The following is a 25,477-nucleotide window of genomic DNA, read 5'->3' as shown; positions in this document are numbered from 1 at the left end:
GCCGGCCGTAAGCCGCGGAAGCGACACCCACATTACCCGGCCGTGGCCCGGTCCGGGCCCGGCACATCTCTATCAGTCGTTCCCCGCGGCCCCTCCCGCCCCGGCGGCAACACGTCCCGGGCCCTCTACGGGGCAGGGGCTGACGGCCGTCCGGGGCGGTCGGCCAGCGACCACCGGTACGGCTCAATCGTATAACCATGCAACGGAAAAGAGCCGCCCTTTCGGACGACTCAAACTGTAATGGGGCAGTCTGGTCCACGTCGCGCTCGGTCAGGAACACCGCGCGGCTAAACGAAAACGACAGATAGTTTTTGAGGATGCGGTTGCCGGGGCCCCAGTCCTCGGGGTCGGCGAGATCGACCAAGCGGTCGTAGCAGGGCTCGGGGCAAAACGCAAAGTCGTATACATTGCTGTACAGGGTGTTGGGGATCTCCATGTGGCTTCCAATCCATCTCATAGCTGGCGTGCGGATGCTTTGATTCTATACGGGTGACGGGTCGCCCGCGCCCACAATGCAACCGCGGCGCAACTCTTCGGCGAGTCCACTGGTCGTGCGGCTTCCGGAAACGAGGTCCTGGATCCAAGCGTAGTACTGGTTTCGTTAGAGCTATACCCGTTATCAGGCGCGTTCGACCGCCACCTTTGCTCCTGGCTCTCCGGCAGAGTAGATATCTCTTGGTATTAGAGGCGCCTCCAATCAATGCGATTGAAAGCGCCTTCTCCGCGAGCATTGTTTTGATTGCGTTGGTCGTGCTCTGCGACCAAGGTCTTCTCGGCAGGCTTTCTTTTGATTCCGTTGGTCGCGCCTTACGACCAAAATCAAAGTCAAGCATACAAATGAATGGGAAGAGCTGCAAGGCAAACCCAGAAGTCACACGGTCGCGCTCGTCGGCTCTCGGGATATGCCAGAAGGCTGGATAGTACCGCTATCCGTCGAAGGACAAAAATGGCGAGGTACGTACCTCGCCGATCTGGCACCTCCAAGACGGCCGTCTCTTTGGTGATTGAGTTTTCTCACATTTCAGGGGCATTTAGAGCTGCATTGATAAGGTCGGCGGAGTTGTCGAAACGACCTAGTTCTCCACTGGCAAAGAACGCATCCCCTTCGCGGATGGCCTCTAGGCTTTCGGCGTTAGGTTCTTTGGGAGGACAGGGCTGTAGGGTTGTATCCGTAAGCTCATCGTTTCGTTTATGTTGAGACATAAAGGCGTATCTCTTCCTGCTTGATGCTTTTGCGGAATGCTGGGCGCATGTGCTCTGGTGGGTTGGTGACGATTTCAACCTTTCGCCCAAGTTCCCTCTCGAGCTCATGGGAGAGTTCGTAAAGCGTGCCGAACGTCATGGCGTTGCCGCAGACTAGGCGCAAGTCAATATCGCTATTGGGCGTTTGCTCGCCTCGGGCAAACGAGCCAAATAAATATGCTTCGCTGACGTCGTATTGAGCAAGCACGCGGGAGGCGGCGGTGGATATGTCGGTAGGCGTAATCATGGGTTATTTGCCGTTCAACAGTAGACGTCAGGGGGCCAGCGCCGAAACCGCCGGTCCGGCTTTTTGCCGTTCTGCAAGCTCGAAGATAAATGGGGCGTTTGATCTAACGAACTCGGTCAAAAAATCCAGATCGTCAATAGAAAATCCTTCGACATTGAACCAATTAACCGCAGGCAAGAAGCATTCTGCATGGTCAAAGCCAAGGTCAACCGGACGCTCGACGGCTACGCGAACGGTCCCGTCATCTCTTGTCTCTGAGTAGGCAAACTGAGTGCCGTCATCAAGCTGAACATAGCTCCAAAACACGTCTACCTCCTTAGTGTTTATATCCGAGTATAAAGAGCAGACTAGATGGTTTGGATGTTCTTTGTAGAACGAGTTTGTCAAAAAGACATTTTTAGAATTCATGCAGACTCTCCGAAAAAGAAAATGCCTCCAACCCAAAGAGATTGAAGACATCTTCTCAGTGGGCTTTCTTTTGATTTCGTTGGTCGCGCCCTACGACCAATTTCTGATTTAAGTATGCCCAAGTAATGAAGGAAATGAGTGAGGTATCGAAAATGATTTTGGCAGAATTAGGCAGAGTCAAATAACGAATGCCTCGTGTTATTTCTTACCCTTCGTTCGGAAGCAGAAGCTTGGTATATATCTGGAAGACAGTAAGAAGAAATAGGTCTTCCATGGTCTCGATTCTCTCGCCATCGAAACCGCCGGGGCACCCGTAGTCCTTATCGTTGGCCTCGTCACCAGAGCCGTAGGTCGCCGCGTAGAATGCAATGGTCGACGCGAATCGGCAGGCCTCAATCTCGGAGCTCGATTCGAATTGATATTCATTTTTTAGATAGGAAATGGGGGCGAAGGAAGCATCCCTCGATTCGAAGGCCTCGGAAAGTACCTTACGGATAAGGTAATCGTACCCCGGGGTACAGCTATCAGGGGGCAGGAAGGAAGAGTCCAAGCACTCAGGAAGAAGGCCAACCCGAGGTGCTGGCAGTCTCTCCCCCGCATACCTTTCCAGACTGCGAAGCACGTATTTCCCATCATCATAAAGAACAGGTTCATCTTCTGGAAAGCGGTCACGGAGGGCGGCTTCGACTGCGGCGATGCAACGGACGAACAGGTCGTCCTCTCCCCTGACCCGCAAGTCAAGATTGCAGTATTTAAGAATCAGATTCTGCACCTCCGGCACAAGGCAGCAGAATTCCCAATACATCTTACGTGAATAATGGAAAAGATCATTGTGCATGGCGGCAACGGCGCATAGCGGAATCAGGCCTCTGTCGGCGTAATGCTTCGAGATGAATTCAATCGCTCGTGCCTTACTCCCTTCGGCGTGCCTACGCTCATCCCTCTCGTCCTGGCGACGCTCGAGTTCTTCCATGCGCTTACTCTGGCAATACTGTACAACGGCGACGGCAAACGCCAATGCTAAAGAGATAAACGAGCATATATATTCAGCCAACGTGTTCCTCTCCACAAGAAGTCTTCTACAAAATCCAGTAATCTCACGACTCCACTTATTGAGCAATTCTACGCATAAGACACTAGCTTTTATCAGAGCCATTTCATTATGAGCTTGTACGACTCTAGCGGAATAATTGGTGAGCTTATGGGGCTGGTTAGATCAAGTCATCTTTCGTCGTCGAATCGGCGTCATCTGACAATGCATGAGGAGAACGTTGATAGATATACACCATCGTTTAAGCTCACTGGATTAGTTCTGATAAGAAGTGAAGAATAGCAGCAAGGAGATGATTGTATGGTTCGGCGAATCTCTAAATCGGAAATTGCCGGCGCACTTGAGCAGTGGCGTGTTGGGTCATTAATCAAATTTGTTACGCAGAGAGTTTATGCGGAACAACTTATCCAGGGAATCCCCTACCTGCAGGCGATTGATGAATTTAGATCAAAAGAGGCGGGAGATGGAAGGTCTGATGCCTACGAGGGTCTCCTTACAAGTTTTATGTCTGTTGGTTCAAGTCGTGCAATTTACTGCATGACGGCACTTGAAGATTCGAATTATCAATTTTTCCTACAGAGTAAGGATGGGCGGCGCATTAAAGACGAATTTTCAAATAGAGGCGCTGCAGTTTTGATTAAGGATCCTGTCGAGTTTTTGCTTCGATTTCAGGAAGCGGAACCTGAAGGTATCAATTTTGGACTGGTTTCTTATGACGGAGACATATTTGAGCCCAATGTGGCGTTATCCAACTTTAAGCAGGCAGCCAGTGAAGTTCCTTTTCACAAGAATCGTGCATATGAATATCAACATGAGTTTCGAATCGTCACTGGCCACGACTGAGATATCGACTTTAAACAGGAGGACTGGGATGGTGTGACGCACAATGTGTTCAACGGCTTCATTCCCTATCAGGATTTGAGACTTGGCTCCCTTGATGACATTGCTGAATTGCTTACCTTTCAGTGAGCGTCTATCGACAACGTTAAAAGGCGCGAGTTGAATTATGTTTCACTTATAAGGGCGGAGGATCCGGCATGAGCAAGAACAAAAGCGACCAGAACGCGCACGAAGAGCAAGTGTTCGATGATGTTCTTAAGCTGTCGATGGTCTCGGGCGGTTACAAGAAGAAAGCTGCCTTGAAGGTGAATGGATCTATTAATGCAGGCAGCGAGTGCCCTGATATTGTTATTACCCGCGAAAATGGATCCATTGTTGGTTTGGAACATTTTAGAATCGACCATAACATCAAACATGGTCGAAACGCTCAATCAAAATCTGCTGAGTTCACATCTGTGATGAAAGCTGAGCGCGAAAAGCTAATGCCAAGGCTTGAAGCCGACGATGTTTTGCCGGAGGAATTGGCGAGCATCGTCGCAAACTATGTCTCGTTGGCAAAATATCATCAAAGCTGTGCATGCTGTGACGATCTGATGCGCTCTCTAGATGCCCGATTGTTTGGTGGAAAAACAGGTCATGCTCGTAAATTACCTAAATACCGCAATCACCTTACTGAACTTAGCGGTGATGATGGACGCATTGAATTGGGCTATTTAATTGAAATTCATTCAGATTTTCAGGGATTATTCATTCACGATGGAACAAGAGTGGCCCGCCTCGACAGTGGACAATGCCCACTTTATGCGGAAATTTACAATCTCCTTTTCAAGGCATCTTGCGAGGTCGATTGGATCCTAATAGGTTTTTACCCATGCCTGACTGACCAGATTGCGAATGCCGCCATCATAGATTGTCGTAACAATATGTTTAAGGAGAGCTGCCGCAGGCAGCGTCTTAAAAGAACGGAATATTTAGGTCTAGGTAAAACGGAACCCTTTCTCAAACAAAGCAGAGCCGGAGAAACAGAAATTGAGCTTTGCGCAGATAAGGTAAATATCACAATCGAAAACCCCGCTGAAGGGATTTGCCCTGAGCTTCTATTTGGCACCGCGATCATTGATGCTGCAAGAGCATTAAATCTTGATAGAAGCGGTGAACCGTATACAGCAACGATTTCTGTTCAATTGATTTACGAACTCGTGCGGATGAGGAGCAAGGGGATTCGAGGCATTGTGACAATTTACGATGTTATGCGGCTGCTTTTAGAAATTGAGTGGGCTGTATTAAAACAAGAGATTGACAGTTTTGGCGTACGGTACAACATTTCCGAAACACCAGACTTTTGCTTATAGACAATCCGGGGTGTCACTAAGAAACCAGCTCATACAGCTCACCAATGAGTCCGGTTTAATATTTGCCCGCTTTAGCACCGTCGAATATTGCGAGGCAACTCTGATGGTCTTTCGCTTGGGCACCAGGGTCGACAAAGATCCCGGTGCCCTTTCGTTGCCTTCAGTCTAACCTGCGACATTATTGAATGCTTTTCTCATTCATGTGGACCTGGGTCGCATGTCACGATTCAGCCCATGATCACGTCCGTATGGCCTCTGCCTTCGATAATTGGGTGCCTATAGACAAACACGCAAATAGTTATACCTTGTGGATGTCCCTTTCTTCCAAATGGCCTCTATCTCAACAACGACATGCGGCAGCTAGAAGTACTGTACCAAGCAGGAAAAGCATCACGGAAGCGGCGATCCAGTTGCTGTCGCCGGTCTTGGGGAGCGACGACGTCGTTGCTGTAGCAGGCTTGGGCTTGGTTGTCTTGGCGATCGTAGTCTTGGTCACTGTCGTTGTTGTCTTGGTTGTCGTGGCCGCGGGTTTCAGCGCGGGATTTGCCGTGGGTCCCGTAGTGAGCTCTCCGGCAGCGGGGTTAGCATCAGTGGGAGACTTGTCCGCGCCATCGTCAGACACCTCGCCCCTGTCGGTCTCCCCCGCCGGAGGCGTGGCCACATCGGGCTCAATCACCACATGCGTCGCCACGGCGCCGCCGGCATCCACCACGCCGCTAGCACCAAAAGCCCCGCCGGCAGGCGTCACAAACCGCGCAGACACAAGCGACCCGCCCGTGCACGCAACGCCGCCATCGGCACCGGTCGCATCCAGCCACGAGGCGTCGACAGAAAGCCGACAGCCGGACGCACCATCGCCAAGGCCCGCATCTTGCAGATACACGCCGTAGGCGCGCACGCCCGCTCCGGACCCGGCGCTCGCTGCAACGACGCGCCCGCCGCCGCGCACGGCCATGTCGCCTGCGATCACGCCGGCGACCGCCTCGTCCGTAATATCGGCCCCGCCTGCCCGGGCATCGACGGTGCAGCCGTCCACCACGAGCACCTGCGAAACGTGGATCCCGCACTGCGAGCCCGTCGCCGTCAGGGTCCCGGTGCCGCGAAGCGTCAGGTTGCCCCACACCTCCATGCCGCACAGCGTGATGTCCGCATCGGGCGCATGCGACTCCGTCACGGAGTTTTGTTCGGCAAGCGTCAGCACCAGGTCGCCCTCGGCGCCGATGGCCTCGCCCGCGTAGCCGTTAAGCTCCAGGTGGTCGGCATCGGTCCAGGCCCAGCCGGGGCCCGACACACCCGGCTCGTAGTACGTCGCGCCCGCGATGATGAGGCTCTCCGCGCCCGCGGCATAAGAAGGCCCGCCCAGCAAAACGCATAGGCAGGCCATGCTAAAAATCGCAATGTGATGACGGCTGGTGTAGGACTCGGCAGCAAACATACCCGCTCCGATCTTCGCAGAAGCCAATAGAATGTGCACCAGAAAATGCCCTGGTAGCAGCAGTTATTAGTTTAGCGAGATCGATGCAGGAGCAAAGAGAAATCGCGTGGGCAACTCCCACAATTAGGTGTAAATCGTTTTGCCAGTCGGTGAAAGGAAGAATCGGCTTACAACCTCCGTTTCGATTCTTCAAAAGCGCAGGTAGCATCCTTCAAATTGACAGCATGATACTCCGAAGTGAATCTGAACTTGCGTCAAGACATCTCAAGCAATCTGAATTTCGTAATGTAGATGCGATGCAATAAGAACATATATTCGTTATGTTTGGGCGTTGATGATGGAGGGCTGCGTCGCGATTGAACTGCTCTTTCGGGCCTTCTCTACGAATTCGCTGATCCAAGATCTTGTTGTGTTCTTGAGGATCCGGATGTTTTCGGTCGCTTCAATGTCGATTTCCATCATTGCCCTGTCGGCGATGTCGTCCGGCAATGTCGGCAAGCCACTGGGAGCAGTCTCCCTGTACTTCTTGGCAAACATGGATACGTATCTTTCGACAAAGAACTTTTTGTCGCTTACGCTTAGCTTGGAGAAGTGGCTCATCAAATTGAAGCGGGAGAGGAGTTCTGCCGGGAAAGTTTCATTGATCTTCCCGAGGGGGCAGTTTGTCGTGAATACGATGATGAACCCGCGGAGATCGTGCTCCATCCCTTGGGAGTCCGTGAACGATCCTGTCTCGAGGAGATCGAGGAAGAAGTTCCAGACGGCGGGTTCAGCTTTCTCGAACTCATCCACCAGGAGAATTCCGGCATCGGACGAGTCGATCTTCTTTCCCAGCTCGCCTTCTTCGATTCCCATGTATCCTCTCGGGCTGCCAATCAGGGAGTTTAGAGAGTCCTTGCTGCTGTAGTTCCCAAGATTGACTTTAGGGAGGGGCTGGCATGGCGCGATTGCCTCGCAGAGAATCTTGGCGACTTCTGTTTTCCCGACACCCGAAGGGCCAAGAAGGAGCAACGAGAACACCGGCTGCTCGTCGAGCGCGTTGAAGAGCCTGAAGCTGCGCGATCGGGATTCGAAGGAGCGTTTGAATTCGATCTGGCCTATGAGCTCGCTTTCGAGGGTGGTGAGGACCTGTTTGAATTCGAGTTCGTCGAGGGATACGAGTGTTCTCTTTACTCTTTTGTCCTTCTGGGCGTCCTTATCGATCTCGATGTCGCATTCTATAATGTCGTCGAACATGGTTCTCAATTGGCATGCTCCTTCGTTCACGGTTTTATAGTCTCCGATGAAGAGGGTGCCAAAGGGTAGCTGGTGGACGAGGAGCTCGAATTTCGATGCCAGCTGAAGATCGCCCGAGAGTAACCCCACAAGTGATGAAACGTCCACGACGAGCTTTTTCTCGGAGAGGAGCTCGGAGATTTGGTCGCTTCCGTGTAGTTCGAGAAGCGACATCAACTTGAAGCCGCCGTCTCCGAGCTGGTCGATCAGGGCTTTATACTGGGATTTGTTGTATGTGACGAGTTTGCGCATGGCGTTGCCTATCAAGCCTCGAAGGACACTGCCTGAATGACAGCAAGGATGTCTATGTAATAGCCCTGTTCTATCCGATTGCCGCCGCCGGTCATGGCGGTGGGTGACAGGTTCTTTCCGCATATAACAATGTCGTTCTGCGGCGTGCGTTTCGGGTCGTCTGGCTGTTGGAAGTAATCGAGGGGGCTCTTCATCTGGGCCGGGGTGATTTTCCCTTTGCATATCCCGACGATGCCGACCTTTCCGATGAGCAGGTCGTCGATTGTGTACCCGCTTTCGAACATTTCTTCTCCATCGAGGGGAATCTTCGCGTACAGCGGCGTTCTTCTTCTTGCGCGGTTTCCTCTGAGCTTGAAGGCTGCGCCGTCTCCTATGAAGGATTGCATCATGTGGCCGATGTCGAGGTCTCCGGCATCGGGGACGGTGATTCCGTCGAAGGTCCCGCTCATGATCGCCATGATGCCTCGAATCTCCTCCTCATTGATGAGCTCCAGCGAGACATCGCCGATGTATGCGAGGTCGCCTTCTGCAAGCGTTGTTCCGCTTTCGGGGGCTTTGCAATGCTCCATTATGTCGGCGAGCATCCGGCTATTTGTGTTCACGTATTCGAGGGTGTCCACGATCTTCTCTTGTTTTTCGTGCCTGACGCTTCCTTCGAGTTTTGCCCTGAGTTTCGTCAGAAAGGGAGGGTTGAGCTCCGCTTCGGCGTTCGATGATGCTCTCTTTGTCGTCCCGTTCTGGTTTTCCTTGGAGCTTGTAGTCTTGAGTTTGTTGTCCAGGAGCATCCTCGTCTCGAACACCTTCTGCTGATTCATGTAGTAGACGGTGAAGAGGCCTGGTATATTATTTTCTGGCATAGTTCCTCCGCTCCTTTCCTTTAGCGTGGGGCTGTCGTTGTTTCCGCCCCTCGTTATCCGCGTACCATCCGTTTCACACCATACGTATCATTGCCACTCCGAAAAAGCAATCGGACCCACCATGCAGCCGAGACGGACAGAAGACCGTGAGCAAGCGAAGAAGACGTGACTGGCGCATCCTTCAATCTATGCAACAAATGAAATCAAGCCGGCACCGCGCAAGCGCAAAACAAGACCGCTGGCACTGAAGCGCACGGCAAGTGGAGCATCGGTGCTACTTCTGTACGGGATACCCAAATCGGCTCTCAAGCTCCTCCAGATTTCTCAAGAACAAACGCCTTCTCATTGATCCAGTTTTCGTTTCAACGTTCGTTTCTTCCAGTGCAGTCTTTATCTCAAGTATCCATTCAACTAAATCCGCCGATGGCACCCCACCCGGAATCCAAACGTTATGAAGATGCACAAAGAACTTGCGAAGCGCCTCTTGATTCGCCGCATCTTCTCTACAAAATGACTCGACAATGACTCTCGGACTAGCATTAACCAACACTTTGACATCGCGTTCTGCAGCATCGTTGAGAAGTCGAGCAATCTCCCTGCCCGTCAGTCCCTCCGCTCCCTCAGATATCATCAACTGACTCGACATCTTTTTATTCAGCTCTGTCCGAGCATAACGCTCAAGTTCTTCGGCGAGCGCCCGTCTTTTCCGCCTTTCGTCTGCACTAAATACTGGTCCAGAGAGGAGCTCAGAAGCTTTGTCTAGATCGGCATCGATCACTTTCTTGCAATATTTGATAAAGTCATTTTGCGAAAATGGACATTCCCATTTGAGGTCAGATAGCAGGTAATAAACCTCGAGCACGTCGTGCAAACAATCGACTGAATAATGTGCTCTAGTAACTAAATCATAGTAACGCTGCGCGAGGCCATCTACATTATCGTCATCAAGATCGTAAGCGCACCGCATACTTTTAGCGATCTCCCTAACTTCGAGGGTATCGCGGTTGCTCGGGTACCGTTTCCAAATGTATGTTTTAAACCCTTGTTCGAGATCTTCAATATCTACATCGCCTGAAGGGTCGAATGCCTTACCTATCACGGAGAAATCAGAGTATTGCTCGTAAAGAGACACTCTGCGATCGTATTCCAGCGCCTCCGGACTGAGCCATTCCTCTGGCTTTCCGTTTTGTGGCATGGAAGGTGCGTTCCCCATGGAGGTCAACAAAGCAAAATGGACTGCGTCCCGTAGAGCGTAAAACCGGTTTTGAAGTGCAATTCCTGTATTTTGAAGCACCTCAAGGCTGCAAATTCTTCTGATTAGCTCATGAGCACGAATCATTGCCCGAGCATTTACGCATCCGCTGGCCTCTACCCCCGCAAGTATGGCGCTATGCATATCAAGGTCTTCCGATGGGCGACAATCTCCCATGAGAATTTCTTTGGCCAATGCAGACGGGCACGGCTTGAAAGGATAGACTTTCCAAATTAGCTTTTCGCGTACGTCCCTATCGAACTCTCGCATCGATTGCACATCACTTCCTTCCCAGGCATTTGAAACCAGCATGACCTTCAATCCAAGTCTTTCGACAAGATCGTTCATCGTTCCGAATAGCGCCAAATCGTCGCTATGTTTAGAACGCCTCTCCACATCATCGAATACAAGAAAGTGCTTCTTTTTGAGCATTAGGCAGGCAACGGATTGTATCCCGACGGCGAGATTCACCGATAATCCCGTTCTTTTAATTAAAGCCCTCGAAATACCGTTGAGGGCGCCCCCTATAGTTTTGGCAGCAGCTTGCGCCTTCATACCTTTATCGCTAAGGTGTACAAACGCCATCACAATACGTTCGTATAGATCATCAGCAGTGGCAATTCCGAACATGGAAACGCGGACAAGGTTGTATTCGCCCTTTTCGAGATACTCGTTGAGTTTCCCTTCGATGAATCGGGTCTTTCCCGATCCCCAATCTCCCTCAAGTGCAATTGCATATTGATTGTCCTTATCCTTGAGATAGGAATCAATATGATCGATGAGCTGATCAGCAGGCTCTTTTGACCGGCATGTCTCCATTATTCCCTCCTGCATCAACTTAGAGCGAAAGATTTCTTTCACTGCGCTATATCAACCCACAACCGAGGTCGCCCCGTTCACAACAATGATGGCATAAGCTTGATTGAAAGCTGGCGGTCGAACCATGCTCAGTCCACGTTATGTGTTTTGAGGCGACGCCGATGCGAAAGTCCGACCCATGGACTCAGGAATCTCGACTATAGATGCGCCCAACTCCAAAGACAACTTCGAAGTTCTAGATTTAGCTACAGCTTTACTGCCACTTACAGTACCTAAGCCAGCATCAGCTCCTACCCGTTGCCAAGGCACGCTTCGTGCCATCTGGATTGTTCTGAAAAGAAAACGCTTCTTGCGGGCGCGTAGAGGTTCTTAGTGTCAATGTGTATCAGCCTACCGTGGAGCTCGTGCCAGTGCGGCATGGAACGGCATACCAAAACTGATGAAATAATCAGCGAATAATCACAAGACCGGAATGGGGTCATGGCGACCTTCCTCGAAAAAGAAGGTCGCCATGACAAGTCACAATTCAACTTGGGGATTACTGAGCTCTTCGGAGAGAGAGTCTACATTCCAAAGACCTAAGGTATCAGTTCGTTAATGTGACCCTTGGAAACTTTCAAGAATTGTTCAACACAGTAGACAGGTTACTCGACAAGAGAGGCATCGTTTTGTCTGCCTAATACTATCTATTGCTTTGTATGTAGCAGAACGGCCATCAGGCAATTATGCACGATGGCCGTCCCTTCTATTAACTCCTTGCCTCAAGACGCGGCTCAATCCTAAGCTTGATTGGCTGCAAGTTGCGATACTCCTGGAGCGTACTGTTGTAAAGACTGCCATTGTAGCCTGGAGCATCGACCGTCACGACAGCATAGTAACGAGTGAGCGCATCGGGATCGTTATTGTTACGGAATATGGATTGGAGCGTCAGCTTCGGGTCATACAATGAGCTTGATTTCATGCGTTGTGTCCTGCTGATGACACTGTCCCACTTCATGTCGTTGGCTCGTAACTCTGACTCTTCCCAGTACTTCTTTGCAGGCTTGCTCACCGGCAAGGTTGATGAGGTGTAGCCCTGTAGTTCAAGCTCAGCCGCCTTGATACGCCCCTCCTCGGTGGCGAGATTCACCGTATGCCTATAGCTTGTACCTTTGAGCGAGTACGTGAATTTGTTGGCGTGGGGAATGAGGGTATCTACTATGCAGCTTGAGGTGTAGGCATCCGAATCGTTGGGATTCGTTTTGCAGACTGCAACGATGGTCCAACTGATTGTGATAAGCCCCTTCGCCGACTCGATGCCGGGGGCAAATATCGGCAGCGAGACAAGCTGCTTGGGTCTGAGCGTGCCTTGATATAGCGTGGTGACACGGTTGTCGTCACAGTTCAGACAAGTCGATGGATCATCTGGAGCAATGCCGAAACCGTACTCCTCTCGAACAAAGCTATCACTGTGCTCCGAATTGTGGAGGGCCAGAGCCCGGGCGAGATGCTGTGAGATATCCTCGCTTCGCGACATCATTCTGCCAAGCTTGTGGACGAGTAAGGGGGATGCAAAGCTGGTACCCGCGCTTGCGCCTAAAGCATTGCCGCTTGAGGCAACCACCACGAATGGCTTGTTGATGTCCCCTCCATACTCAAGGAGGTCGGGCTTGATTTTGGCACCCTCTCTTCCCGGACCAACACAGCTATAAGGAGCGCGTGCTTTCGTACCATCAGGCATTATACAAAACGCGCCAACTCCGATGCCGTTGACCAGATCCGCTGGTGACTGCACACGATTATCTGGACTTGGCAAATCACCGTCATTGCGGGCCGCAATGCAAAAGAGGGGCGGCTCAGCATCGCAGTTGTACGACAGCACATCAAGCGCATAAGTAAAGCGGCTGATGTCGTCGTCGAGAATGGGGCCAGTGGGGCCAAACGAGAGATTATACAGGTGGATGTCAGGATAATGCCCGACTACGTACTCGATAGCGTCAATCGATTCGTAGAGGTCAATGTCGACGGGATCGCTCGGCGGCAGCACTCGAAAGCTCTCAACCTTCACCTCGGGTGCAGGGAGGACGTCACTAGCTCCCTTACCGGAAAGCTCGCCATGCAGCACGGCTCCGCAGACTCCCGTTCCATGGTCGATGCCGCCTTGGTCGGGCAGTGATGCAACGGCATCATGCGCATTGACATAACCGGCGAGGAGCGGGACATTGGGATTGCATCCACCATCGAAGACGCCGACGGTCACAGGTGGGACATTCTGGGCTGCAGCAACCTGCGGTGCTGGCGCGCTCATCGCGCTCCGTATCGGCTCGAAGGCGATTCTTCCCATCGGGTGAACCGTGCGCAGCGGGTTGATTCTCGCTGCTGCCATAGTGGCTTCCCTGCTCAACTGTGCGGCGATGAATGTAACGCCGTCTTTGTATGTCCGTACCTCGATTTTGTCACGACCGAGGCCTGCTGCCTTGCAGAACAGGTCTATGGCATCCTCGGCGCTTTCTTGGAGCGGATGAAGCACGGCCTCGACCAGGCCCTCTTTCCATTCCGCATCGAAGCCAAGTATCTTCTCCTCAGGCTCAAGCAGATCGAAGGAACGGATGGACATTACCTCGTTGCGCCATGCATCCGATGTGTTTGACCCGGTGCGAAGCGCGTTCTCAAAATCGGCGATGCCCTTTGAGGTCGTTCGCAGGAAGTAGAGCTTTGCGAACTCAGGCTGCTCTCCTGCGTCTTCGTCATCGCTGTTCTTCTGAGGTTGCACGTTGCCTGTCTTGTATCTCCTGCCGCCGATGAGTTGCAACTCGTCCGAAGAGGTGAGCACCGATGAGGGTGCATAGGACTTTGCTTCGAACTTGGGCTCCATACGTATACAAACCACCTTTTCCTCAAGATAGGAATCGGGGTCGGTCTGTATCTTCCTGGACACAGTGCCGATATTAGCAAGGAGGCGGACCCTAGCCTCTTCGTACTCATGTGGCCGTGGCCTAGGACCTCCACCGGTTTTCTTCTGAACTGGCTGAGCATACGATTCGCCGTGGGCAAGAATTGGCAGCGGGTCGAACATGGCTTATGCCTCCTTCATGTAACGGGAGACCGTCGAGGCGCCGACTCCGACGATCCGCGCAACGTCTCGCACGGTAAGAGCTGGTTTAATTTCTTTGAGTTTTATGCATGCCTCACTCTTATCCTGCTTCGTTTGAGGCTTGCATTTGGAGTACAGCTCGCTCAGAGAAATGATTTCTATGCTCTCGCCCGGGTTCATCACTGATTGGCGCTTAATGTGCTCGCAAAGCTTGCAAATGTCTGCGGCGCTCATGCCCGCGCTCTTCTCGACCATGAGTAGGAGCACCTCTGACGAGAGCGTGAAGCGGTCGCTGGGCAGGTGCCTCTCGAAGAGTCGCATGCGTTCATCCTCCTCGGGAAGCGGCAGCTCTATAACTCTGTCGAAGCGCCGCCAAATCGCCCTATCCAACAACTCCGGATGATTTGTTGCTGCAAGCACGATGCTGCCCTTAGGGCATGTCTCGATTTCTTTGAGAAGAACGTTCACAAGGCGCTTCAATTCGCCGAGGTCACCCTCGTCATCACGCCGCTTCGCAATTGCGTCAAACTCGTCCAGGAAGAGCACCGCAGGCTGTGCGCGGACATAGTCGAAGACACTCTTGATGTTTTGCCCGGATCGACCGAGATAGCTGGATATCGAGGTTGCGAGGTCGAGCGTTATGAGTGGAAGAGCGAGCTTGTATGCAAGCCAGTTGGCCGTGTATGTCTTGCCCACGCCCGGAGCGCCAATGAAGAGGATGCTGTTCGAGGGTTCGATCCCATCCTCGAAAAACCGCTGAATCAGACTTCTCTCCTTGAGAAAGTCGCCAAGCTCTTTTGTGGCTGCAGCATCGAGAATGGGATCCGGAAGCTCGGTTGGCTCTATGAGCTCTACGAGAGAGAAGCGGGTCTCTCGGTCGATCGGTAGCGGGTTTATCTCGGCTGCACGGGTAGCCTCGCTTCTCATGCCAGATGCGGCAAGCGCCCCAGCAATCTCCGAAGCGAGATCGGGACGATCGCGTCTCAGCTTGCGGGACACCGTGAGCGAGACTGATTCTACGAGTCTTCTGTCATTCTCTAAACAGGCTCTCACCAGCCTAGGCATGTAGTCTATTGCGTCCATATACCATTACCTCTCAGTCTCAGAAAGATGGAACATGCTTAAGATAGCACAGTTACAGCGGGTATTTTTTAGATTGTGCCAAAGCCCTCAGAAGCTAAAATAGTGGCACAAGGTTACATGAAATTTGGCGTGAGCTGACTTCAAACTTGTGACAGAGAAACACTCTGCTCTTGACATGCATTCGAGCGGGCATTTGCCTGCGTGATTCACGAGGGTGGTTCCCATGAAGGGGGGGGCACCGATGGTGCGCAGGCGGCAGAGACGCAGCAGGACCCGCAAGAGCAACCAGATGAACAAGCACAGCATGCGGAAGAAGAAGTGGCCGCCACCGACGATGGCCCCGACGAGCTCAAGGTCCATCTCGCCAAGCAAGAGGACGCATTAAGGAGCTTGAGGGCCGGGCGGCCGGGGCCGCCAAGATCGCCGAGGCAGTTGATGCCCTGTGCGGGGAGATTGAGCAGAGGATGAACGAGCGAATCATGTTAGAGGCGGTTGCCTGTGAGATCTTCCATTTGCCCCTCAGGGTGATGTCTGCCAAAAGTAGCACCCTGTCGGAAGTGCACCGGTTGATTGGCTTATTCGGGTGCTTGCCGAGCCGGTCGCTCAGAAAGTTGCTCTTGGGAATGCCCGCGTCGCGCAGTCCCTTGCAGAGAAACAGCTTTTAATCGATGGTCCTGTGCCCGAAGAGGGGCACGAGCACATCGGTCAAGATGCGTTCGGTGGTCAACATGGCGGGGTCTATCTGCGAGCGGAATATAAAAGAAGAATCGTTATCGATCGTCTCTGGGACTTTTCGTTCAAAACCAGAGCATGTCGATTACCATTCATCGAAGTCCATCCACTCTACAGGCAGCATCAGACCATAATAATCGACGGGCGTTTTGAATCGAATCCTGCACAAATGACCGTCACTCTTCCGCACCCAACTGCGTCCATAGCGATCGGTGAAAGCCACCTCGCAGCCGAAGGTCTTATGCATCGAGCAATCGAGATACCCGATGGGCCTCACGGTTTTGCCCGGAGCAACGGACGAGAGTAGAACTCTGCCGCCACACCCCTCGACGTCCCTTCCGTCTTGAGGCCCAGCACCTTGGACGAGCACGGCAGTGAGGATAACTTGGTAAATGACGTCGTTGCTATTATTCATCACCTCTAGGCCGAACTGGGGCGCGAAATGAACCCTGCACCCGCCAACCGTGGCCATCTCCCCCTCGGGCATCCTGACCACGCGGGCGCAGATGGCCGATGCCTGACTCCGCGCGGCCTCCCGGCGGCCACGTATCAGCGAGACAATCCACTGGAGGAGAGTGAGTGCCAGAGCTAGGAGAGCAACAACCGTGCCGAAATCGATTTGACCGTTGAAACTAATCACAACGCCATCCGTGATCATTTAGTCAGCCCTTCCGCCAGCGCCACCGTCTTAAAGAGAGAATTCCAGTCTTCGGGCCCCACTTGGCAAACGGCTCGCTGCTCCCGTCGCACATCCCGCATTCTGGCTGCAGACTTCTCGTGAAGCCAGGGTAAAAGAGCACACGGTAGAGCTCGTAAAACCCCTCTCCAGGCATATCATCGTCGGGGCGCACGATATCACAGTCTCCTTCCTCTACAGATTCCACCTTATGGAAACCTTACAAAACCTCACGTCTGGATTCACCAGGGCTGTAGCGGGATTAGATCTGAAACCATGATTCCAACCAATGGTTTTCACAAACAATAAACAGCGGTTTCCAACCACTTATTTACCATTCACGGCAAGATAGTCGAAGTTAATCAGTTGAAGCTGCTCTACGAACTTCTCCAAATACGAGACAACTGCCTCGTCGTTCACGAATAGCGGCCTGTCCTGCGTCAGTCTGCCTGATTTGTCTTGCGGATAGCGAAGACTGATGCCGTTGTCATCGACGTCGGCAATGGCTTTTACAAAAGCACCCATGTTCTTGATGGTTCTATTATCTTCACGGCACTTTTGCCTCGGAAACCTTGAGAGCAAGGAGTTCCACAGGCTCGTAAGGTTGTGGTCCTTCTTAGGCTTAGCCCCACATCTTTTTATCGCCCTCTTGATTGAAAGCTCAATACAGTGCCTTGTGAGGAACATCACCGGAATCGCGTAGGAATGCTCCAGGAACACATACATGCCCGGCCTGTCGGTCGCTCTTCTCCCGGCGGCCGCAAGCTCCTTGGCGGCATTGAGGAAAGATCTAATGAATTCATCGTCGAACCTGTCGGCTTTAAGCTCATCTTTCATCAAGGCAGACGAGTCCAGCAGCGTGAAATTTCTCAAAGTGGGGTCATTGAATCCATCCATCTGAGGCTTTATGACCTGTTGATCCTTGTATTTAGGGAATACATGGTCATTGAACACACTATCCATCAGAGAATTTCTCCTGTCTTCGCGCCTATCCTCGCCCCCAACCTCGGGTCGACGAATTCGTCCACAGCCTCGCCATCGTGGACGGGCTCGGTGACGTAGAGCGGGGCCGGGCCGTTGGCGCACGGACCTATTGCGGCTCATCGCTCACGAGGATCCGTTCGAGGTTCTGCCTTCGGTAAAGCGTCCGCGCGCGTAGAGTCTCGAAAGATCAGCCCCGTCTCTTCATGTCCGTCTCATTTATGAGAGGCTTCAGGTCGTCGGGCCCCACTCGGCGAACGGCTCGTTGCTCCCGTCGTATACCCCGCATTCTGGCCGCAGGCCTCTCGTGAAGCCCAGGGTAAAAGAGCACGCGGTAGAGCTCGTAAAACCTTTCTCCAAGCATATTATCGTCGAAGCGCACGATAACACAGTCTCCCTCTTCTACAGATTCCGCCTTATAGAGGCCTTACAAAACCTCGCGTCTGGATTCACCAGGGCTGTAGCAAGATTTGACCGGAAAGGTGTAAGCTTGACGTATTTGAATGCCAGACGAGCCCGCCTTCAGCAAGCACGTCCTCCTGCTCGGCGAGGCGGACGGCGTATGCGCCCTCCTCGTCAACGTTGGAGTAGCAGTTGCGTTAGGGCTAATCTAAATACAACCAATTGGCCGATTTCCCATTGACGGTAACATTCCTGATATTGGGCGGCAGCAACCGGTGCGTGGCGATGCGCTCGTCGGCGTGGTAGATTGACAGCGTCGACTCGTCGACCCAGAGTCCATGCAGAAGGACCGCTCGGCCTCGGCCGCCTCCCCCTCTTTGGGCAGCACGTCGAGCAGGGTCTTGCCCAGCTGCGTGACGGCGTTGACCGAAGTGTAGTCCAGCTGCCTGCCGTCCCCGGTGCCGCGCACGCGCGCTATGCCCGCCTGGAAGGTATAACTTATGCCCGCGAGCACCTCGGCGCGCGTCGTGGTGACCTTCTCCGCTGCGGGCCTCTTGAAGCGGCCAATCCATGCCTTGACCTCATGCTCGGCTTCGAGCTTGCAGGCCTTGTTGTCCACCGTCTCGGGCTTCCAGCGCGAGCGGTCGGGCCATGCGGCAAACATCGCATACCTCTACGTCTTGCCGGCCACGCGCTCGCGGCAGTATGTCTCGTGGCGCGGGTTCGCCAGCGGCTCGTCGGCGGGTAGTGTCGAGAAAGTTGGTGTAGCGCCCGAACCGAAGCGAGTCTGCCCGGCGTCCGGGAACCTGGAATACGGTGATATCCTATGCCGTCTCGACCCTGTCCGCAAGCTCGAGGCCGGACTCTATCATCTTCCTGGCCTCCGCCTCAAGCTGGGCCCAGTCTACCCGCCCTTCGATTCCGCGCCTGCACCCCTCGTCGTAGAGCTCGTTCATCCTCGCCTCCGAGAAGTACCTGGACTCCTGCCATATCTCGTCCTGCTCGCACATGACCGCGCCGGCGAGCCGCACGAGCGAGCCCGTGGACGGGAATACCTGGACCACGCGCGACCTGCGCTTTATCTCCCTGTTCGTCCTCTCCTGCACGTTGTTGGTGCGCAGCCGCTTCCAGTGGGTCGGAGGGAAGTCGAGGTAGGCCAGGGCGTCGGGCTCGGCCTCCTCAAGCACCGCCGCGGCCCCGGGCAGCACTCCTCGAGCATGTCGCACGCTGCGTGGTACATGGCCGCCACCGTGGCGGCGTCGCGGGCGCGGAACACCTGCGAGACGATCCTGCCCACGCGGCGCCTGAGCTGCCAGGAGCCGGCCTCGCGCATGCAGTCGCGCATGAGGTGGACGGCGCAGCGCTGCCACGCGGCGCCCTGGAAGACCTCGCCGAGGGCGCGGACGAGGCCCGGGTGGGCGTCCGAGACGACGAGCTCCACCCCGGAGACGCCGCGGCCGCGGACCGTCCGCAGGAAGGCGAGCCACGGGTCGTACGACTCGGTATCCACCACGTCGACGCCCAGGACGCGCCTCCAGCCGCCCGCGTCGCACCCGATGGCGGTGACAACGGCGGTGGACGCCACGCGGCCCCCGCGGCGGCACTTGACGTAGGTGGCGTCGAGCCAGACGTAGGGCACCGGGGAGCCGTCGAGCGGCCTTCCGCAGAGCTCCTCGATGTCGGCGTCCAGGCTCGAGGCGATGGCGCTCACCTGGTCCTTGGAGAGCCTGGACACGCCCATCTTCTCGGCGACGCGCTGCACCTTGCGGGTGCTCGTGCCGGTGGCGTACATCTCCGCCACGGCGGCCACGAGGGCGCGGTCCACGCGCTGGTAGCGCTCAATCACGTCCTCGGGGAAGAAGCTGCCCGAGCGCAGCTTGGGGATACGAAGCGTCAGCGTGCCCACGCAGGTGGCGAGCGCCCTCTCGCGGTAGCCGTTGCGGCTGTTCGCCCCGCCGCCGCACAGCTGGTCGGCCTCCGCGTCCATCACGGCGTTCACGACCTGCTCGGCGAGGCGCCTGAGCAGCTCCTGCATGTCGATGGCGCCGTCGTCGAACCGGGGCATGGCGAGCATGTCCGGCGTCGGGTCTGATAAGATTTCCATAGCGGCCTTCGTCCTTTCCTAGAACCTGTTGTTGTGGTGATTTCAGATTCTAAGACGAAGGCCGTTCTTCGTTAAACGGGCGCTAGGGCGCCGCCCTTACACCAACATTTTCGACGCGATCCGTCGGCGTCCAAGCTTCGCCCCCAATCAATCGCGCCCCGCCGCGAAAAGCGGGAAGCCGCCCCAAAGGACGGCTTCCCGGTGCCCCATGCGGCGGAGGATTACCGCACGGCTATGTTCCTGGACGTGTCGCCAGGAGAAGGGCCGCCCCGGAGGACGGCCCTTGGCGTCGCGTTCGGGCTACAGCCCGATGAACCCCCTGAGTCCAGGGTGGGAGAGCGCCATCATCGCAGCCATAACGACCACGAGGACGACGTCTGCGGCGATCAGGCAGTTCCTCGGCCATTTTCCCAGCTCGATATTCCGGTGGTTGAAGGACATCTTCCAGATGAACACGAGGAGGATGCACACCGTGTTGATGAGCACGAAGCCCACGAGCGCGGCGAGGAGCACGATGGCGCGTATGCCGCCGTCAATGCCGAGCGCGCCCATCGCGGAAGTCGAGAACCCGACGCCGCCGTTGAAGGCGAGCACAACCGCCGCGAATACGCCGAGGATCGCGATGTACTCCATCCTCGTCTTGTCGAGGCGCTCGTCGAACTCCCTTTCCAGCTCTGCGCGTTTCTGGTCCGCCTCATCCCTTTCCGCTTTCACTTCGGCAATTGCCGCATTGAATGCGCGCATGGCCTGCTGCTGTTCGATGTCGTGGCTCAGCCTCGTCTTTTCCAGGTCGATGTGGTCGGCGAGTTTGAGGACACTTTTCGCCTGGTCACAAAGTCCATGCTTCGTCAGGTACTCATGGATGATGCGAATGTTCTCGGCGAGGCAGTTGACCGAATAGGGGACCCCTTCGTCCAAGTCCCCAGAGGACTGCCCGAGTGCATTGAATACCAAGTCGCAGATGTCGGCATATCTATGGCGCTAGGGCTCGCTCCCCCCCATATAGCTTTGCGAAGAAGTTCGAGGCTCGGCGGATGTCCTCTTGGGAGAGCACCGCGGCATCGTCCGTGCTGGCGAGCGATTCGAGCATGTCTCGGAGAGCCTTGCGTTTCTCTGCGTCGTCGCTGCCTGCGTTTATAGGGGGAACCTTCAGGGGCGGCTTCGAAAGAGTCCCAATTTTGCTGGCAAGCAGAGAGAGGGCCCTTCCGAAGTTTTCGGCCGCCTTTTCGTAGTCTTGCTCGGTCACTCAGAGACCTCGCTAGCGCACTGCATGATCAGCTCATTTGGGATGATTCCCTTGTGTAGGCGTTTCTGGTTGTAGATGACGTCCCACGGGGACCCCTCGGCGTGTGAGATCCTGACGAGCTCCCATGGGGATTTCTCAGCTAGCATGTCCACCCCTGCATCCAGGAAAGGGCGGATGGAATCATTTATCTTAATGTCGAACTCACGTTTTATCGGGAAGCCGCCGCAGTCAGAGAACTTAACGTAGACATCTCTGATGACCGGGCCGTAGGGCCATGCCTCAAACTGGTCGGCGAATAGCAGCTCGCCGGTCTCGCTCGCGTGTATGACTTGCAGGAAGTAAAGAATCTTCTGGAGCTGAAGATTGCTGATTGGCGTGTCGTGGCGATATCGCCTGCTGACAGCGTACTCGGCGATTTCCATCGCGCAGTACTCTGTCCCGATTTGGACTTTCATCTGTTTCCTCCTTAGCCAAATCATACCAGTGATGTGCTTCCCATCTGCGCTTATCGAGATAAAAGCATCTCAGCTCGTCCGGACAAAAAACGGACGGCCCTCCAGCGGGGGTTTCGGTCTCAAACGCCCCCCCTAGTCCTCCACGGCCCCAGCACCGGCACGAGCGACAGGAACGACATGAGCACGAGCGCCGTGACCGCAATGCCCAACGCCCATTTCACGTCCTCACCTATCACTTCACCGCCTTCCGCTCGAACCTGCAGAAGCGCGCACGTGCGCCCAAGGTCGCTACCGTGTATCTCGCGGTCGCCGCGCCCCTCGCTAATGGCGCGCGTGGCCCTGCAGTCGGCGAGCCCGGACTCGAGCTCCCAGATGACCATCGAGCAGACCGAGGGGTTCTGCCCCAAGGCGGCCGAGGTGCTCAAAGAGGCCGAGATCGACGCTCTGGCCTACCTCGACTTCCCCTACGAGCACCACGTGAGACTTCGCACCAACAACGTGCAGGAGCGCGCCAACCGCGCGCCCAAGCGCCGCAGCCGCGTGGTGCAGGTGTTCCCCAACAGAAAGTCGCCCATCGGGATGATGAGAGCGATGTTCTCCGAGAAGGACGAGGACTGGGCGGGCCTCTGCTGGTTCGACGACGACTCCATCGGCAGGGCTGTGGAGGGCGCCAAGGACCAACACGCCGAAGCACGCCTACGGGGGCACCGCCGCCGAGCACGCGGCCAGGACCATCGGGCTCGGTGTGGCCGACAGCCCCGTTCCCGGCGGGGAGGCGGTGTGACATTAGCTAGAATGACGGCATTCTAGGTGGTTCTCGGTTCCTTGGGCAGCCTTCGGCCACCCTCGAGAGCAGAGACCTACATCAACATTTGCGAGACTATCATACTGTTGATGAGCGAATGGAGGCTTGCGATGCGTAAGTCAGCAAGATACTTGGGGCGGGATGTTGGGCTTAATGCTGAGGAGATGAATGTCTGGCTGAAGGAAGAAGGATACCTCGAAGGCGAACCTGGAGATTATAGGGTCACCGAGAAGGGGCATCCCTATGCCACGCAGAGGCATAGGGAAACTGGAAGCCCAAATCATGCTGGCTATGTTGCCACGTAATGGGAAGAGGAGATTCTCGATGAAATGGGGCCGCTTTCCTCAGAACGCAGACGCGAGCTTTCCGATTCAGTTGCAGCCAATCGCGCCGAAAAGAAAAGGCAGAGAGAAGAATTGGAGGCATCGCTTGCGGCAAATGGCGACTATAGTATTGATGACGGCCAGCGCAATGGAGATGATGCCTCCAATCCGAACGGCGGCAAGGTGGCAGCTGCTGCGATTGCCGTAATTGCCGTCGGCTATCTGGTGGCGAAAGGTGCTCAGGCGGCAAAGCCTCATGTCGAAAAATGGTGGCGTGAGACCGCGCGCCCAAAGATTGTCGAGACAAAGAAAAACGTTATGACGAAGTTCAAGGGTGTATTCGGCGAGCAGGGCGAAGAGGCTGACCCCAAGACAACGGAGAAGACGGCAAATTAACCTTTAGCGCCTTTCGATGGCGGGGAAAAGCTGGACGCTGCGTTCTCACCCATGCAAGAGTCGTCCATCATCGCGTACCCCACCGTGTCAATCGAGTGGTCGTTGCCGACGGGGGATGTCGTCAAGCCACGTCCCGTCTCGGTCGCTGTCGAACTTCTTGAGCCTGGACTCCTCGTGCGCCAGCGGACAGCGCACCTGGTCGTTGCAGATTTCGCGCAGCCCTGCCAGCCACTCCTAGGAGAGCCGCTTCGTGTTGCTCTTGCGCGCGGGCCTCGCCCGCAGCCCCGCCTCGCGCCGCCACATGCCATCGGCTGCTTGCCTTCGGGCATCTCGTCGCAACCGATCAACTCGTCGTGCAGGCATGCGCCCCCCGCCGGGCGCGTCCGCGTAGGCGAACAGCTGGGCGAATAGCATCACCACAGTATTTATGGCGGGGAAGGCCGCGAGCAAAGGCGTAAGAAATGCAACCCACGACGCACAACGCTCCACCAACTAACCGTTATTCAGGGACACGTTCGGCCAACTGCGCCCTAAATAAAACGGGGGTCCCGAGCACTAGTCCGGGACCCCCGTTGTTTCGTATGAGCTGTTACCTCTACTGCCCCTGCGCGCGGTAACGGGTCTCGGTTGCCTCCTTGGCGGGGCGCCACCAGGACTCGTTCTCCACGTACCAGTCGATCGTCTGCTTCAGGCCCTCGGCGAAGTCGGTGTGGGCCGGCCTCCAGCCCAGCTCGCGCTGGAGTTTCGTGCTGTCGATGGCGTAGCGGCGGTCGTGTCCGGGGCGGTCTGCGACCCAGTCGAAGTCCTCGGGGTCGCGGCCCATGGCCGTGAGGATCATGCGCAGGACCGTGATGTTGTCCCTCTCGCCGGCGGCCCCGATGAGGTAGGTCTCCCCCATCCGGCCCTTGGTGAGGATGTCCCAGACGGCCGAGGAGTGGTCCTCGGTGTGGATCCAGTCGCGGACGTTCTCGCCGCGGCCGTAGAGCTTGGGGCGGACGCCGTCGACGATGTTGGTGATCTGCCTGGGGATGAACTTCTCCACGTGCTGGTAGGGGCCGTAGTTGTTGGAGCAGTTGGAGATGGTCGTGCGCAGGCCGTAGGTGCGGGTCCAGGCGCGCACGAGCATGTCGGAGCTGGCCTTGGTCGAGCTGTACGGGGAGCTCGGGCGGTACGGCGTCTCCTCGGTGAACTTCGCCGGGTCGTCGAGCGCGAGGTCGCCGTAGACCTCGTCGGTGGAGACGTGGTGGTAGCGGACGCCGTATTTGCGGACGGCCTCCAGGAGGCGGAAGGTGCCCTCGACGTTGGTGCGCAGGAAGGGCTCCGGGTCGGCGATGGAGTTGTCGTTGTGGGACTCCGCGGCGTAGTGCACGATGGCGTCGTGGCCCGGGACGATGCGGTCCAGCAGCGCGGCGTCGCAGATGTCGCCGACGACGAGCTCCACGCGGTCGGAGGGCAGCCCCGCGATGTTCACGGTGTTGCCGGCGTAGGTCAGCTTGTCCAGGACGGTGACGTGCACGTCGGGGTGGTTGTTGACCACGTAGTGGACGAAGTTGCTGCCGATGAAGCCGCAGCCGCCCGTGACGATGATGTTCTTGGGGGAGAAGGTCTCCTCTGCCATATGCATGTCTCCTCAGTTCCTAGTACTCGCGCGGGCTGTTGACGATCTCGCCGGCGGCGACCTTCTTCAGGTGCTGCCCGTAGACCGACTTGCCGTAGGCCTCCGCGGCCTCCTCGAGCTCGGCGGTCGTGATCCAGCCGTTCTCCCAGGCGATCTCCTCGGGGACCGAGACCGGCAGGTCCTGGGAGTGCTCCACGGCGCGGACGAACTCCGCGGCCTCGTGCAGGCTCTCCATGGTGCCGGTGTCCAGCCACGCGTAGCCGCGGCCGAGGGTGACGACGGACAGCGTCCCCTCCTCCAGGTACATCTGGTTGAGCGTGGTGATCTCTAGCTCGCCGCGCGCGGAGGGCTGCACCCTATGCGCCTTGGCGGCCACGTCGCCCGGGTAGAAGTACAGGCCGGTGACGGCGTAGGAGCTCTTGGGCTCGGCGGGCTTCTCCTCGATGGACACGGCCCTGCCCTCGCCGTCGAACTCGACGACGCCGAAGCGCTCGGGGTCGTCCACGTGGTAGCCGAAGACCGTGGCCCTCCCCGACTCGGCGTTCTGGACGGC

General features: G+C 55.6%; 22 protein-coding genes and 1 pseudogene. 5 read left to right on the top strand and 18 right to left on the bottom strand.

Going from position 1 to position 25,477, the window contains the following annotated elements; all coding sequences use genetic code 11:
* Nucleotides 1–1,189: 1,189 nt before the first annotated feature.
* The 3 genes from I2E45_RS08635 to I2E45_RS08625 form a co-directional block, all read right to left on the bottom strand.
* Nucleotides 1,190–1,489: a nucleotidyltransferase family protein gene (locus I2E45_RS08635; protein WP_138112558.1), complete on the bottom strand. Its 300-nt coding sequence runs from the start codon at nt 1,487–1,489 to the stop codon at nt 1,190–1,192.
* A 27-nt stretch (nt 1,490–1,516) separates the two neighbouring features.
* Nucleotides 1,517–1,897, bottom strand: coding sequence for a hypothetical protein (locus I2E45_RS08630; protein WP_138112556.1), 381 nt, complete (start codon nt 1,895–1,897; stop codon nt 1,517–1,519).
* Between the two features lie 205 nt (nt 1,898–2,102).
* Nucleotides 2,103–2,870: a hypothetical protein gene (locus I2E45_RS08625; protein ID WP_229058909.1), complete on the bottom strand. Its 768-nt coding sequence runs from the start codon at nt 2,868–2,870 to the stop codon at nt 2,103–2,105.
* Nucleotides 2,871–3,248: 378 nt separating this feature from the next.
* On the opposite strand from I2E45_RS08625, the gene I2E45_RS08620 reads away from it, so the two are divergent.
* Both I2E45_RS08620 and I2E45_RS08615 read left to right on the top strand, forming a co-directional pair.
* Nucleotides 3,249–3,791: a hypothetical protein gene (locus I2E45_RS08620; RefSeq protein ID WP_195445689.1), complete on the top strand. Its 543-nt coding sequence runs from the start codon at nt 3,249–3,251 to the stop codon at nt 3,789–3,791.
* Between the two features lie 194 nt (nt 3,792–3,985).
* Nucleotides 3,986–5,140 (top strand): hypothetical protein, encoded by a 1,155-nt coding sequence (locus I2E45_RS08615; protein WP_195445687.1) that lies wholly within the window; start codon nt 3,986–3,988, stop codon nt 5,138–5,140.
* A gap of 340 nt (nt 5,141–5,480) precedes the next feature.
* Here I2E45_RS08615 and I2E45_RS08610 read toward each other — a convergent pair whose 3' ends face one another.
* The 13 genes and pseudogenes from I2E45_RS08610 to I2E45_RS08550 form a co-directional block, all read right to left on the bottom strand.
* Nucleotides 5,481–6,602, bottom strand: coding sequence for a hypothetical protein (locus I2E45_RS08610; RefSeq protein ID WP_195445684.1), 1,122 nt, complete (start codon nt 6,600–6,602; stop codon nt 5,481–5,483).
* Nucleotides 6,603–6,893: 291 nt separating this feature from the next.
* Nucleotides 6,894–8,102, bottom strand: coding sequence for an AAA family ATPase (locus I2E45_RS08605; RefSeq protein ID WP_195445683.1), 1,209 nt, complete (start codon nt 8,100–8,102; stop codon nt 6,894–6,896).
* An 11-nt stretch (nt 8,103–8,113) separates the two neighbouring features.
* On the bottom strand, nt 8,114–8,959 hold the full coding sequence (locus I2E45_RS08600; protein ID WP_195445681.1) for a hypothetical protein: 846 nt from the start codon (nt 8,957–8,959) through the stop codon (nt 8,114–8,116).
* Nucleotides 8,960–9,233: 274 nt separating this feature from the next.
* Nucleotides 9,234–11,030 carry a P-loop NTPase fold protein gene (locus I2E45_RS08595; RefSeq protein ID WP_195445678.1) on the bottom strand — a complete coding sequence of 599 codons (1,797 nt, stop codon included), beginning with the start codon at nt 11,028–11,030 and terminating at the stop codon, nt 9,234–9,236.
* A gap of 748 nt (nt 11,031–11,778) precedes the next feature.
* Nucleotides 11,779–14,085 carry a S8 family peptidase gene (locus I2E45_RS08590; RefSeq protein ID WP_195445676.1) on the bottom strand — a complete coding sequence of 769 codons (2,307 nt, stop codon included), beginning with the start codon at nt 14,083–14,085 and terminating at the stop codon, nt 11,779–11,781.
* A gap of 3 nt (nt 14,086–14,088) precedes the next feature.
* Nucleotides 14,089–15,186 carry an AAA family ATPase gene (locus tag I2E45_RS08585; protein ID WP_195445673.1) on the bottom strand — a complete coding sequence of 366 codons (1,098 nt, stop codon included), beginning with the start codon at nt 15,184–15,186 and terminating at the stop codon, nt 14,089–14,091.
* Between the two features lie 817 nt (nt 15,187–16,003).
* Nucleotides 16,004–16,576 carry a hypothetical protein gene (locus tag I2E45_RS08580; protein ID WP_195445671.1) on the bottom strand — a complete coding sequence of 191 codons (573 nt, stop codon included), beginning with the start codon at nt 16,574–16,576 and terminating at the stop codon, nt 16,004–16,006.
* Nucleotides 16,577–16,921: 345 nt separating this feature from the next.
* Complete coding sequence (locus tag I2E45_RS08575; protein WP_195445669.1) at nt 16,922–17,557, bottom strand: hypothetical protein; 636 nt, start codon at nt 17,555–17,557, stop codon at nt 16,922–16,924.
* 628 nt (nt 17,558–18,185) lie between these two features.
* A complete protein-coding gene (locus I2E45_RS08570) occupies nt 18,186–18,641 on the bottom strand; it encodes a hypothetical protein (RefSeq protein WP_195445667.1) in 456 nt (151 codons plus the stop codon).
* 160 nt (nt 18,642–18,801) lie between these two features.
* A pseudogene (locus tag I2E45_RS08565) lies at nt 18,802–20,081 on the bottom strand (IS256 family transposase).
* A gap of 300 nt (nt 20,082–20,381) precedes the next feature.
* Nucleotides 20,382–20,999, bottom strand: a complete 618-nt coding sequence (locus I2E45_RS08560) for a hypothetical protein (RefSeq protein ID WP_195445665.1) — start codon at nt 20,997–20,999, stop codon at nt 20,382–20,384.
* A gap of 55 nt (nt 21,000–21,054) precedes the next feature.
* Entirely contained in the window at nt 21,055–21,327 is a 273-nt protein-coding gene (locus I2E45_RS08555) for a hypothetical protein (protein WP_195445663.1), read from the bottom strand.
* Nucleotides 21,324–21,782: a Panacea domain-containing protein gene (locus I2E45_RS08550; RefSeq protein WP_195445661.1), complete on the bottom strand. Its 459-nt coding sequence runs from the start codon at nt 21,780–21,782 to the stop codon at nt 21,324–21,326. The genes I2E45_RS08555 and I2E45_RS08550 overlap by 4 nt, the downstream gene beginning before the upstream one ends.
* 333 nt (nt 21,783–22,115) lie before the next feature.
* Between I2E45_RS08550 and I2E45_RS08545 the strand changes: the two genes are divergently transcribed.
* From I2E45_RS08545 to I2E45_RS08535, 3 genes are all read left to right on the top strand, one after another.
* Nucleotides 22,116–22,592: a transposase gene (locus tag I2E45_RS08545; RefSeq protein ID WP_158571641.1), complete on the top strand. Its 477-nt coding sequence runs from the start codon at nt 22,116–22,118 to the stop codon at nt 22,590–22,592.
* Between the two features lie 105 nt (nt 22,593–22,697).
* Entirely contained in the window at nt 22,698–22,892 is a 195-nt protein-coding gene (locus tag I2E45_RS08540) for a hypothetical protein (RefSeq protein WP_117636974.1), read from the top strand.
* 24 nt (nt 22,893–22,916) lie between these two features.
* Nucleotides 22,917–23,306 (top strand): hypothetical protein, encoded by a 390-nt coding sequence (locus I2E45_RS08535; RefSeq protein WP_195445659.1) that lies wholly within the window; start codon nt 22,917–22,919, stop codon nt 23,304–23,306.
* A gap of 595 nt (nt 23,307–23,901) precedes the next feature.
* On the opposite strand, the gene rfbB is transcribed toward I2E45_RS08535, so the two are convergent.
* Entirely contained in the window at nt 23,902–24,924 is a 1,023-nt protein-coding gene (gene rfbB, locus I2E45_RS08530; protein WP_195445657.1) for a dTDP-glucose 4,6-dehydratase, read from the bottom strand.
* 19 nt (nt 24,925–24,943) lie between these two features.
* A partial coding sequence (locus I2E45_RS08525; protein ID WP_267472643.1) for a sugar nucleotidyltransferase occupies nt 24,944–25,477 on the bottom strand: 534 nt, incomplete at its 5' end.

Origin of the sequence: Collinsella aerofaciens (assembly GCF_015555045.1) — a bacterium.
In the GTDB taxonomy this organism is placed as follows: domain Bacteria; phylum Actinomycetota; class Coriobacteriia; order Coriobacteriales; family Coriobacteriaceae; genus Collinsella; species Collinsella aerofaciens_W.
The sequence above is the reverse complement of the archived record's forward strand: the minus strand, read 5'-3'. Positions and strand labels throughout refer to the sequence as shown.

What these genes read in the sequence shown, in the direction of transcription:
- I2E45_RS08635 (WP_138112558.1), bottom strand. Translation starts at nt 1,489, where the DNA reads ATGATTACGCCTACCGACATATCCACCGCCGCCTCCCGCGTGCTTGCT.
- I2E45_RS08630 (WP_138112556.1), bottom strand. Translation starts at nt 1,897, where the DNA reads ATGAATTCTAAAAATGTCTTTTTGACAAACTCGTTCTACAAAGAACAT.
- I2E45_RS08625 (WP_229058909.1), bottom strand. Translation starts at nt 2,870, where the DNA reads ATGGAAGAACTCGAGCGTCGCCAGGACGAGAGGGATGAGCGTAGGCAC.
- I2E45_RS08620 (WP_195445689.1), top strand. Translation starts at nt 3,249, where the DNA reads ATGGTTCGGCGAATCTCTAAATCGGAAATTGCCGGCGCACTTGAGCAG.
- I2E45_RS08615 (WP_195445687.1), top strand. Translation starts at nt 3,986, where the DNA reads ATGAGCAAGAACAAAAGCGACCAGAACGCGCACGAAGAGCAAGTGTTC.
- I2E45_RS08605 (WP_195445683.1), bottom strand. Translation starts at nt 8,102, where the DNA reads ATGCGCAAACTCGTCACATACAACAAATCCCAGTATAAAGCCCTGATC.
- I2E45_RS08600 (WP_195445681.1), bottom strand. Translation starts at nt 8,959, where the DNA reads ATGCCAGAAAATAATATACCAGGCCTCTTCACCGTCTACTACATGAAT.
- I2E45_RS08595 (WP_195445678.1), bottom strand. Translation starts at nt 11,030, where the DNA reads ATGGAGACATGCCGGTCAAAAGAGCCTGCTGATCAGCTCATCGATCAT.
- I2E45_RS08590 (WP_195445676.1), bottom strand. Translation starts at nt 14,085, where the DNA reads ATGTTCGACCCGCTGCCAATTCTTGCCCACGGCGAATCGTATGCTCAG.
- I2E45_RS08585 (WP_195445673.1), bottom strand. Translation starts at nt 15,186, where the DNA reads ATGGACGCAATAGACTACATGCCTAGGCTGGTGAGAGCCTGTTTAGAG.
- I2E45_RS08580 (WP_195445671.1), bottom strand. Translation starts at nt 16,576, where the DNA reads ATGATCACGGATGGCGTTGTGATTAGTTTCAACGGTCAAATCGATTTC.
- I2E45_RS08575 (WP_195445669.1), bottom strand. Translation starts at nt 17,557, where the DNA reads ATGGATAGTGTGTTCAATGACCATGTATTCCCTAAATACAAGGATCAA.
- I2E45_RS08570 (WP_195445667.1), bottom strand. Translation starts at nt 18,641, where the DNA reads ATGTTTGCCGCATGGCCCGACCGCTCGCGCTGGAAGCCCGAGACGGTG.
- I2E45_RS08550 (WP_195445661.1), bottom strand. Translation starts at nt 21,782, where the DNA reads ATGAAAGTCCAAATCGGGACAGAGTACTGCGCGATGGAAATCGCCGAG.
- I2E45_RS08540 (WP_117636974.1), top strand. Translation starts at nt 22,698, where the DNA reads ATGCGTAAGTCAGCAAGATACTTGGGGCGGGATGTTGGGCTTAATGCT.
- I2E45_RS08535 (WP_195445659.1), top strand. Translation starts at nt 22,917, where the DNA reads ATGGGGCCGCTTTCCTCAGAACGCAGACGCGAGCTTTCCGATTCAGTT.
- rfbB (WP_195445657.1), bottom strand. Translation starts at nt 24,924, where the DNA reads ATGGCAGAGGAGACCTTCTCCCCCAAGAACATCATCGTCACGGGCGGC.